The organism is Streptomyces sp. NPDC054847 (genome assembly GCF_053610925.1).
Genome location: NZ_JBSGZJ010000267.1, coordinates 1 through 9,837, shown reverse-complemented (window position 1 = coordinate 9,837; position 9,837 = coordinate 1). Strand labels below are relative to the sequence as shown.

The 9,837-nt window shown below is 71.2% G+C and carries 10 protein-coding genes and 5 tRNA genes; 5 read left to right on the top strand and 10 right to left on the bottom strand.

Translation table 11 applies throughout. The features are described from left to right. Positions 1–19: 19 nt before the first annotated feature. The 3 genes from ACWGH4_RS23410 to ACWGH4_RS23400 form a co-directional block, all read right to left on the bottom strand. Positions 20–93, bottom strand: a tRNA-Met gene (locus ACWGH4_RS23410). A gap of 86 nt (positions 94–179) precedes the next feature. Next, positions 180–1,370 (bottom strand): globin domain-containing protein, encoded by a 1,191-nt coding sequence (locus tag ACWGH4_RS23405; RefSeq protein WP_453464066.1) that lies wholly within the window; start codon positions 1,368–1,370, stop codon positions 180–182. 81 nt (positions 1,371–1,451) lie between these two features. After that, positions 1,452–1,895, bottom strand: a complete 444-nt coding sequence (locus tag ACWGH4_RS23400; RefSeq protein ID WP_441263194.1) for an Rrf2 family transcriptional regulator — start codon at positions 1,893–1,895, stop codon at positions 1,452–1,454. A gap of 227 nt (positions 1,896–2,122) precedes the next feature. Here ACWGH4_RS23400 and ACWGH4_RS23395 point away from each other — a divergent pair, with 227 nt between their 5' ends. Further along, the gene (locus ACWGH4_RS23395) at positions 2,123–2,836 is read left to right on the top strand and encodes a class I SAM-dependent DNA methyltransferase (RefSeq protein ID WP_453464063.1); all 714 of its coding nucleotides are present in this window, start codon (positions 2,123–2,125) and stop codon (positions 2,834–2,836) included. Here ACWGH4_RS23395 and ACWGH4_RS23390 read toward each other — a convergent pair. The 7 genes from ACWGH4_RS23390 to ACWGH4_RS23360 form a co-directional block, all read right to left on the bottom strand. Beyond that, positions 2,821–2,994: a hypothetical protein gene (locus ACWGH4_RS23390; protein ID WP_441263196.1), complete on the bottom strand. Its 174-nt coding sequence runs from the start codon at positions 2,992–2,994 to the stop codon at positions 2,821–2,823. The genes ACWGH4_RS23395 and ACWGH4_RS23390 overlap by 16 nt on opposite strands. A gap of 138 nt (positions 2,995–3,132) precedes the next feature. Further along, a tRNA-Lys gene (locus ACWGH4_RS23385) sits at positions 3,133–3,208 on the bottom strand. A gap of 245 nt (positions 3,209–3,453) precedes the next feature. Beyond that, positions 3,454–5,589, bottom strand: coding sequence for a DEAD/DEAH box helicase (locus tag ACWGH4_RS23380; protein WP_453464059.1), 2,136 nt, complete (start codon positions 5,587–5,589; stop codon positions 3,454–3,456). 215 nt (positions 5,590–5,804) lie between these two features. Continuing rightward, positions 5,805–6,401, bottom strand: a complete 597-nt coding sequence (locus tag ACWGH4_RS23375; RefSeq protein WP_453464056.1) for a hypothetical protein — start codon at positions 6,399–6,401, stop codon at positions 5,805–5,807. Positions 6,402–6,505: 104 nt separating this feature from the next. Then, positions 6,506–6,868 carry a fluoride efflux transporter CrcB gene (crcB, locus tag ACWGH4_RS23370; RefSeq protein WP_441263199.1) on the bottom strand — a complete coding sequence of 121 codons (363 nt, stop codon included), beginning with the start codon at positions 6,866–6,868 and terminating at the stop codon, positions 6,506–6,508. Continuing rightward, entirely contained in the window at positions 6,865–7,362 is a 498-nt protein-coding gene (locus ACWGH4_RS23365; protein WP_453464052.1) for a fluoride efflux transporter FluC, read from the bottom strand. Before ACWGH4_RS23365 ends, crcB begins: the two co-directional genes overlap by 4 nt. Beyond that, positions 7,359–7,709, bottom strand: coding sequence for a metallopeptidase family protein (locus ACWGH4_RS23360; RefSeq protein WP_441263201.1), 351 nt, complete (start codon positions 7,707–7,709; stop codon positions 7,359–7,361). Before ACWGH4_RS23360 ends, ACWGH4_RS23365 begins: the two co-directional genes overlap by 4 nt. A 74-nt stretch (positions 7,710–7,783) precedes the next feature. On the opposite strand from ACWGH4_RS23360, the gene ACWGH4_RS23355 reads away from it, so the two are divergent. From ACWGH4_RS23355 to ACWGH4_RS23340, 4 genes are all read left to right on the top strand, one after another. Further along, positions 7,784–9,400 (top strand): metallophosphoesterase family protein, encoded by a 1,617-nt coding sequence (locus ACWGH4_RS23355; protein WP_453464048.1) that lies wholly within the window; start codon positions 7,784–7,786, stop codon positions 9,398–9,400. Between the two features lie 80 nt (positions 9,401–9,480). Continuing rightward, positions 9,481–9,553, top strand: a tRNA-Glu gene (locus ACWGH4_RS23350). A 39-nt stretch (positions 9,554–9,592) separates the two neighbouring features. Beyond that, positions 9,593–9,667: transfer RNA gene (locus ACWGH4_RS23345), tRNA-Asp, on the top strand. A gap of 22 nt (positions 9,668–9,689) precedes the next feature. Further along, positions 9,690–9,763, top strand: a tRNA-Phe gene (locus ACWGH4_RS23340). Positions 9,764–9,837: the final 74 nt, after the last annotated feature.

Here is a 9,837-nt window from a genome sequence, read left to right as displayed (position 1 = left end):
ACCGGGCCGGTGTCATCAGTAGCGGGGACAGGATTTGAACCTGCGACCTCTGGGTTATGAGCCCAGCGAGCTACCGAGCTGCTCCACCCCGCGTCGGTGAACACAACCTTACGCCATGCAGAGCAAGATCCGTACCAATTACGAGCAGCGGCGGGAGAAGGCCGGAAAATTGTCGCCGGCTACTCCTGTCCGAGCCAGAGATCGGGCCCGAAAACCTCGTAGTGGACGGCCGCGGCGGGAACGCCCCGGCGCAGCAGTTCACCCCGTACGGAACGCATGAACGGCAACGGGCCGCACAGATAGGCCGTGAGCCCCTCGGGGAGGTCCAGTGCGCCGATGTCGGCCTGCCCGGCCGCCGCACCGTCGTCGCCGCCGGTCTCGTACCAGAGGTGGAGGGACGCGGAAGGGTGGGCGTCGACGAGACGGCGCAACTCCTCGCGGTGGGCGTGGTCCGCCGGGCTGCGGTCGGCGTGCACGACGATGACCCGGCGGTCGGAACCGATGGCGGCGAGGTGGTCGAGCATGGCGAGCATCGGCGTGCTGCCGATGCCGGCGGACGCCAGCAGCAGCGGGCCCTCGTCCTCGCCCAGCACCAGATCGCCGAAGGGCAAGGAGACGGTCAGCAGATCCCCGGCCCGCGCGGTCTCGTGGAGCCACGAGGAGACCTCACCCTGCGGACCGGCCGCGCCCCGCACCCGCTTGACGGTGATGCGCCACTGCGAGCCACCGGGGGCCGCGGAGAGGCTGTACTGGCGTATCTGCCGGGCACCGTCAGGGAGTTCGGCCTGGACACTGACGTACTGCCCGGGCCTGAAGGCACCGGCGGGAGATCCGTCGGCCGGGCGAAGAAGGAACGAGACCACGTCAGGCGTCTGTTCGCGCCGCTCGACGATCTCCATGCTGCGCCACACCTCACCGTCGGCGGCGCCGGCCTCCTTGTAGAGACGTGATTCCGCCGCGATCAAGGCGTTCGCCATCAGCCAGTAGACCTCGTCCCAGGCGGCGGCGACCTCGGCGGTGACGGCGTCACCCAGCACCTCCGCGATCGCCGCGAACAGGTGCTCGTGCACGAGCTTGTACTGGCCGGAGGTGACACCCAAGGAGGCGTGCTTGTTGGCGATCCGCGCCAGCATCGCGTCCGGCCGCTCGTCGGGCCGCTCGAGCAGCATGCCCGCGAAGGCGGCTATCGAGCCGGCCAGCGCCTGCTGCTGCTCCCCGTTGGCCTGGTTGCCCCGGTTGAAGAAGTCCCGCAGCAGCTCGGGCCGGTCGTCGAAGAGCTTGCGATAGAAGAGCTGGGTGATGTCGCCGATGGCGGCTCCGACGACGGGGAGGGTGGCCCGGACGACCGGGACGGACTGCTCGGAGAGCACGACTACTCCTTAATTGGTATTTCATCTGCGTATTCAAAGCCGTCGTTCTGAAACCCCTGAGGGCACGGCTTCAGCTTGGTTTCATCCGGTGCGGCGACCTGAGAGCCCGACCAGGACCGGCCCCGCCGGGGAAGCCACCAGATCGGCCACCGTCAGCGGATCCAGGGCGGCGTGGAACGCCTCCTGGGCATCGCGCAGCGCCCGCCGCAGCCTGCAGGCCCCGCGCAGGGGGCATGGCGCATCGCCCTCGCAGGCGACCACTTCACCCTCCCCCTCCAGCTCCCGCACCAGCCATCCGACGGAGGCCCGCCGGCCGAGCGCGGTCAGCTCGAGCCCTCCGCCCCGTCCACGCCGGGCCTCCAGGACGCCGAGACGCTGGAGCCGGGCGATCGCCTTGGCCATGTGCGCGTAAGGAACGTTCATCTCCTCCGCCACCGCGCGGGTGGTCAGAGGCCCGCCCTGCTCGGAGACCGCGAGGCGCATGACGGCGCGGAGCGCCAGATCGGTGAACTTGGTCAGTCGCACGAGGCGACGCTAACAAACACGCATCTGAGAGTCGCATTTGGGGTCCGTCCCGCCGCGCCACCCCTGGGTTCGCGTGCCGCCCGCCTGCCGCCGAGCCTCGACCAGGGCGCCGGAGCCCGGCACCACAGCGCAGTACCGAGCCGGGCGCCTCCGATGCCATCCGCCTGACACCGGAAGGCGACAGCGCGATTATGGGTCACCCAAAGCGGCCTCCGAAAGGTACTTTCGTGACAAACGGGATCAGCGACGCCGACTACGAGGGCATACGCCCCGACCGCAGGGACCAGGCTGAGGCCTTCGACGCCATCGGCGACAGCTACGACGATGCCTTCCCCCACAAGGAGGGCCAGATCTCCGCCGGCGAATGGCTGGCCGAGGCGCTGTCCCCCGGGGCACGGGTGCTGGATCTGGGCTGCGGTACCGGAGTGCCGACCGCGCGGCGGCTGGCGGACGCCGGATTCGAGGTGGTGGGTGTCGACCTGTCGAAGGAGATGGTGCGCCTCGCCCGGGCGAACGTGCCGGAAGGGGTGTTCCACCGACTCGACGTCGCGGACCTCCGGCCGGGCGGCCCCGCGGACCTGGGCCGCTTCGACGCGGTCACGGCCTTCTTCTCCCTGCTCATGCTCCCCCGCGAGGAGATCCCCGAGGCCCTGCGCACCGTCCACCACCTGCTGGCTCCCGGCGGCCTGTTCGTGATCTCGATGGTGGAGGCGGACATGGACAACCGCGCGATCCCGTTCCTCGGAAAGAGCATCCGGGTGTCCGGCTACCTCCGTGAGGAGCTGCACAAGGTCGTCGAGCAGGACTTCGAGATCCTCGAGGAGTCCTCGTACACCTACGCACCGGCGATCAGCGACGTACCGCCCGAGGAACAGGTCTTCCTCTGCTGCCGGCGACGCGACCGAGCGTCCTCAGGAGTGCGCCGCTACTTCAGCGACTGACCGCCGGGGTCCTCGTTCGCGGTGTCCTGCCGCGGAACCGTGTACTCGTGCCCGCACTTGCCGCAGAGGTACCGCTTCGCCCCGAGCTCCTCGTCTCCCGTCCTGGTGATGTCGTGCTGGATCCCGGTCGTGTGGTCGCAGTCGTCTTCGAGTGCCATGGGTACACCTCCTGTCTCCAGTGTGCGCGGGTTCCCGGGGTACCGGCGTCCGGGCCGGCCGGTGGGGCCGGATCACCGCCGAGGCCGGCCGGAGACAAGATCAGCCCCAGGCCAGAACCTTCCTGACCTGGGGCTGAGTGGTAGGCCGTGTGGGACTCGAACCCACAACCAACGGATTAAAAGTCCGCTGCTCTGCCAATTGAGCTAACGGCCCTCGCCACAACACCCCTGAGCATAGCGGGAGAGATCCCCGGAGCCGATCGGGTATCTCCGCTCCCCCGCACGAGTCGCCGGCGAAGGAGCGTGAACACGTTCAGGCGCGACCCGCTCGCAGGGCGCCTTCCCGGGCACCGGGAGAGGCACGCACCCGCACGAGAAGCGGCGCCGTACACGAAGAAGCAGGGCCCGTACCGCACCGAAGTGCCGTACGGGCCCTGCTCAATCGGTCCTCACACGAGGTCAGCCGTTGCGCTTCCAGCGCGGCTTGTCGTCGCGGCGGCCGCCGCCGAAGGAGCCGGAGCTCGAACCGGCGCCACCGCGGTGGTCGTCACGGCGGCCGTACGGGCGGTCGCCGGCACCGGGACGGAAGCCGCTCGAGGGGCGGTCGTCGCGGCGGTCACGGTTGAACGGACGGTCGCTGCCACGGTGACCGGCGGGGCGGTCGTCGCGGCGGAAGCCACCACGGTCGCCACCGCGGTCGTCGCGGCGGAAGCCGCCACGGTCACCGTCACGGCGCTCGAAGGAACGGCCGCCACGGTCGTCGTCGCGGCGGAAGCCGCCACGGTCGCCACCGCGGTCGTCACGACGCTCGAAGGAACGGCCACCACGGTCGTCACGGCGGTCGTCGCGACGGAAGCCGCCACGGTCACCACTGCGGTCGTCACGGCGGAAGCCGCCACGGTCGCCACCGCGGTCGTCACGACGCTCGAAGGAACGGCCACCACGGTCGTCACGGCGGTCGTCGCGACGGAAGCCACCGCGGTCACCGCCACGGTCGTCACGGCGGAAGCCACCGCGGTCGCCGCCACGGTCGTCACGGCGGAAGTTGCCGCGCTCGTCACGACGGTCGGACGAGGGACGCTCGTCACGGTCGCGCACCGGCTCGGCCTGCTCCGGCACCGCGGCGATCTCGGCCACCGCGGCCTCGGTCACCTCGGCGACGGCGGCCTCCGGGTCCTCACCGCGCTCACGGGCGGCGCGGGCGACCAGACGGTCGGCCTCCTCGCGCAGCTCGGTCGCACGGCGCTGGACGCGCTCGAGCTGGCGGGTCAGTTCGACGACCTCGCGCTCGGCCTGCTTGGCGGCGTTGTTCGCCGAGTCGGCCTGGACCTCGGTCAGCGAGCGGGCGCCGGTGATCTCGGCGACCTCCGGGTCGAACGCGCCCGCTCCGCCGACGATGTGACGCGAGGCGTCGACGCCCGCGTCCTCCATCAGCCGGAAGATCTGGCGGCGCTGGTGCGGCAGCGACAGCGAGACGACGACACCGGACTTGCCGGCCCGGGCCGTACGGCCGGAGCGGTGCAGGTAGTCCTTGTGGTCACCGGCCGGGTCCACGTTCAGGACCAGGTCGATGCCGTCGACGTGGATGCCGCGGGCGGCGACGTCGGTCGCGACGAGCGCGTTGACGTAGCCCTCCTTGAAGTCGGCCAGCGTGCGGGTACGGGCGCCCTGGGTCATGCCGCCGTGCAGCGCGTCCGCCTTCACGCCCGACTCGCGCAGCTGCTCCGCGATGCGGTCGGCGCCGAGCTGGGTGCGGACGAAGATGATCGTGCGGCCCTTGCGGGCGGCGATGGCGGCCGTGACCGGCGCCTTGTCCTTGGGCTTCACGACGAGCACGTGGTGGCTCATGGTCGTGACGTTGCCCTGGGCGCTGTCGACCTCGTGCGTGACCGGGTCGGTCAGGTAGCGCTTGACCAGCGTGCTGATCTCGTTCTCCATGGTGGCGGAGAAGAGCATGCGCTGACCGCCGGCCGGGATCTGGTCGAGCAGCTCGGTGACCTCGGGCAGGAAGCCCAGGTCGGACATCTGGTCGGCCTCGTCGAGGACGGCGACCTGGACGTTCTCCAGGGAGCAGGCGCCGCGGTTGATGATGTCGCGCAGGCGGCCGGGGGTGGCGACGAGGACGTCGACACCGCGCTCGAGGGCGTAGATCTGGTTGCCCATGGAGGTACCGCCGCAGACGACCTTCATCTTGAGGCCGAGCACGTCGCCGTAGGGCTGCAGCGCGTCCGCGACCTGCATCGCGAGCTCACGGGTCGGGGTGAGGATGATCGCGCGGGGCTTCTTCTTCTCGGTGTGGCCGCCGGCCAGCGTGGCCAGGGTCGGCAGACCGAAGGAGAGGGTCTTGCCGGAGCCGGTGCGGCCACGGCCGAGGATGTCCTTGCCGGCCAGGGCGTCCGGGATGGTCGCGGCCTGGATCGGGAAGGGCGTGGTCACGCCGTTCTGGGCGAGCTTGCGTACGACGCCCTCGGGGAGGCCGAGCTCCGCGAACGTGGTCTGCGGCTCCTCGGCGGCCTCTGCGGCCTCCGCGACAACCGTCTCGACAATCTCGTCGTTCTCGGGCATGACGGCGTGATCAGTGCTGAAATTGGACATGCGAAATGCGAAACCTTCCGGAGTCTCGGCACGCGCCCAAACTCCGTGAATTCGCAATTCGACCGCCTCGATGCGGTCAGCCACGGCTAGGGAGAGTACGCGCCACGCGGCGCTCTTCTGTTTCGGCGCCGGGCAATGGGATCAAACGATCTACCACCATACGCACCCTCCCCCACCGAAGGCAAACCGCTGCCGAGTGACGCCCGGCACACTCCCTAGGCGGCGGACGGGCCGGCCCCGTCGCTTCCGCCCTGGCCGTGCGGGCGCGACTGCGGTGACGCCGAGGGCTCCGCGTCCGCGTCGGCCGACACCACCCGCATCGCGCCGGCGTGCACCTCGGGCGCGGAGGAGGCACTCGGCGGGTCGGACGGCTGCGGGGGTGACGGCGGAGGGCTCTCCACCGGCGGCTCCGGCGACTCCTCCGCCGGCGGCATCGACGGCTGCGGCGGGGACGCGGACGGCCCGGCACCCCCGGGGGGCGCGGACGGCTTCGGCTCCGAGGGCGGCGGGGCGGCCTCGGAGGGCCCCGCACCGGCGGAGGCCGGACCGCTCGGGGCGGGCGAAGGGCTCCCGTCGTTCCCGTCGGGATCGCGGGAGGCGTCCCCACCGCCTCCCGCCTGCCGCCCGTGTCCGCCCGGGAGCACACGTCCGCCGTCCGGTTCCGCCCCCGTCCCGCGCCGCTCCGCGGACGAGCTGGGCGCGGGCTTCGCCCCGCCGTCGTCGCTCACGCTCATACAGCCTGCCGTGGCCAGGACCGCCATGGAGGCGGCGATCCAGACGGCCGTACGGCCGGGGGCTGACAACTGGCGCACGGGGGCACCTCCGGGGCAGGGGACGCGGGTCTCCCTGACCAACTCCCGTCACCCCGCAAGGGACACGCCCGGGATCCCGCCACGGCGCGGACCGGCGCGGCGGGTCACGCCGTGAGGGCGCGCCCCAACTCCAGCCCCAGGAACACCGATCCGAGCCCGACCAGCACCGAGGCGGCCACGTTCGCCACGGCCAGGAACCGCCGTCCCCGCTCGGCCAGCCGCAGCGTCTCGTACGAGAACGTGGAATAGGTCGTCAACGCCCCGCACAGGCCCGTACCGAGCAGCGCGTAAGCCGGCGCGGACACCGACGCACCCGCCACGGCGCCGAGCACCAGGCTTCCCGCGGCGTTCACCACGAACGTCCCCCAAGGGAACAGCGAGTCGTGGCGGGCCTGCACCGCACGGTCCGTCAGATACCGCAGCGGCGCGCCGACCGCGGCGCCCACGACCACCAGCAGCCAATTCACGGTGCCGCCGTCCGGTTCAGCGCCGCCCGCGTCGCCGAGGCCCCGAGCCACACCGCGCCCATCGCCCCGGCGAGCGTGCCGCCCGCGTACGCGAGCGCGATGCCGGCCTCTTCGCGCTCCAACAGGCCCGAGAGGTCCAGGGCGTACGTGGAGAACGTCGTGAACCCGCCGAGCACACCGACCCCGAGGAAGGGCCGCACCAGCGCGGCCGCCGTTCGGCCTCCCTCGCCGACGAGCGCCATGAGCACCCCGATCAGGGCGCAGCCGGTCACGTTGACCCAGAAGATGGCCCACGGGAACGTGCCTTCGGGTGTCGGCCACAGCAAGGTCGCGCCGTGGCGCGCGCAGGCGCCGACCACGCCGCCCGCCGAAATCGCGGCGAGCACTGCCCACTTGCGCCCGCCGGCAGTCTCGGCCCGGTGAGCCGGGACGTGGAGATCGACGTCCGGGTCGATGGCCTCCGTGTCGCCGGCTGCGTCGGCGCCGGAGATCACCCGTACCCCAGCTCGTGCAGCCGCTCGTCGTCGATCCCGAAGTGGTGCGCGATCTCGTGCACCACGGTGATCTCCGTCTCCGCGACGACGTCCTCGCGGGACTCGCACATCCGCAGCGTCGGCCCCCGGTAGATGGTGATGCGGTCGGGCAGCACGCCCGCGTACCACTCCCCGCGATCGGTCAGCGGAGTCCCCTCGTAGAGGCCGAGCAGGTCGGGGTCGTCCCGGGCGGGCTCGTCCTCCACGAACACGGCGACGTTGTCCATCAGCCGCGTCAGCTCGGGCGGGATCCTGTCCAGGGCCTCGGAGACCAGTTCCTCGAACTCCTCGCGCGTCATCTCCAGCACCCGGCCATTGTCACGTACGCCGTGCGAGTGGTCGCCCCGGCATGGCCGCCCGTCGGTGTGGGCATACGGGACCAATGGCCCGCCAAGCCCAGGAACCGCACCGCTCGCCCACGTCGTTCCCGCCGATCCCGGCCGCACTGAGCCGGCTCCTGCATCGCCTGCACAAACGCGGCGCGCCCGCCGGACCGGCCCCCGCCCCCGCGCTGGACCCGGCCCCCCGCCCATGGGTCAGGGCGCTGGGAGTCACCGGCGTCGTCCTGATCGGCGCCTGGCTGGGGCTGCTGATCGTCGGGAACGTCCGTACGCCGGTCGGCCCCATGGACACGACCATGACGCTGCGGCCTTCCCTGAACGGCGGAACGAAGATCAACGTTTCTCCGCTGGGCGCGCTGGAGCTCGACTCGCACACCGCACCGGTGCGTCTCGACGTCGACGTGGACCGGCTGGACCCGGTCCGCTCCCAGGCCCTGGTGGAACATCCGGAACTGATCTCCGGCCTCCAGGACGAGATCACCCGCGACGTCCAGGACGGCACGACGGAGCTGGCGTTCCGGTCCTGCGTCGCCGTCGTCTCCGGAGCCACCGCGCTCGGCCTCGCCGTCTACCGCCGCCCGCGCCGGGCGCTGGCGGCGGGTGGCCTGGCGCTGGCCCTGCTGGCGGCGTCCGGCGTCAGCGCGTATGCCACCTGGAACCCGAAGTCCGTTCTCGAGCCCAAGTTCTCCGGCCTGCTGACGTCCGCGCCGTCCGTCGTCGGCAACGCCCGCTCGATCGTCACCGAATTCGGCATCTACCAGGAGGAGTTGGCCCGTCTCGTCACCAACGTCACCAAGCTGTACGAGGCGACCTCCACACTCCCGGCCTACCAGCCAGACCCGGGCACGATGCGGGTGCTGCACGTCTCGGACATCCACCTCAACCCGGCGGCCTGGCACATCATCGCGTCGCTCGTCGAGCAGTACGACATCGACGTGATCATCGACTCCGGCGACACGATGGACCACGGCTCCGCCGCCGAGAACGGCTTCCTCGACCCGATCTCCGACCTGGGCGCGCCGTACGTATGGGTGCGCGGCAACCATGACTCGCTTACCACCCAGGAGTACCTCTCCCGCCTCAAGAACGTGCACGTGCTCGACGACGGCAGGGCCGTGACCGTGGCCGGGCTGCGCATCGCCGGCAGCGGCGACCCGCAGTTCACCCCCGACCGGTCGGTGGTCGCGCAGGGCGACCCCGCCGAACGGATGACAGGCATCCGCCTCGCCTCCGCGCTGCGGGATCAGGAGGCCGCGGGCACGCCGGTCGACATCGCAGTCGCCCACAACCCGGTCGCCGCCCGCGAGACCGACGGGACGGTCCCGCTGGTGCTGGCCGGCCACATCCACAAGCGGCAGACCGAGCTCCTCAAGCACGGCACCCGGCTGAAGATCGAGGGCTCCACGGGCGGCGGCGGTCTGCGCGCGGTCCAGAACGAGAAGCCGGAGAAGGTGCGCGCCTCGGTCCTCTATCTGGACCGGACGACCCGCCGGATGCAGGCGTGGGACGAGATCACCCTGGGCGGTCTCGGACTGACGACGGCCGAGGTCACCCGCCACCTCGCCGAGGACCCGACGGCGGAGCCCTCGCCTTCGGGATCGCCGTCCGGGACCCCTTCCGGCACACCCTCCCCCGCCACGCCGAACCCCTCCCCGTAAACCGTTTTGGCGATAGCTCCCCGCATCCCATATGCTTCTCACGTCCCCGACGCGCTGAGAAGCGCCCAGGCGGGCCCTTAGCCCTCATCGTCTAGTGGCCCAGGACGCCGCCCTTTCAAGGCGGTAGCACGGGTTCGAATCCCGTTGGGGGCACGCTTTACCGTGTGCGAGACTTGGTCTCGCACATAGCTTGGTCCTGTGGAGCAGTTTGGAGTGCTCGCCACCCTGTCAAGGTGGAGGCCGCGGGTTCAAATCCCGTCAGGACCGCTGGAGCTCGAAAGAGCTTCGTGGCTGGGTAGCTCAGTTGGTACGAGCGATCGCCTGAAAAGCGATAGGTCGCCGGTTCGACCCCGGCCCCAGCCACAACTCAGACGGCCCCGGCTCTTCGAGCCGGGGCCGTCGTCGTGCTCAGGGAATGTTTCCGGGGACGTCACCGG

Coding starts and splice junctions, on each gene's coding strand:
- ACWGH4_RS23390 (WP_441263196.1), bottom strand. CDS start 2,994: ATGGCACTCGAAGACGACTGCGACCACACGACCGGGATCCAGCACGAC.
- ACWGH4_RS23380 (WP_453464059.1), bottom strand. CDS start 5,589: ATGTCCAATTTCAGCACTGATCACGCCGTCATGCCCGAGAACGACGAG.
- ACWGH4_RS23355 (WP_453464048.1), top strand. CDS start 7,784: ATGGCCCGCCAAGCCCAGGAACCGCACCGCTCGCCCACGTCGTTCCCG.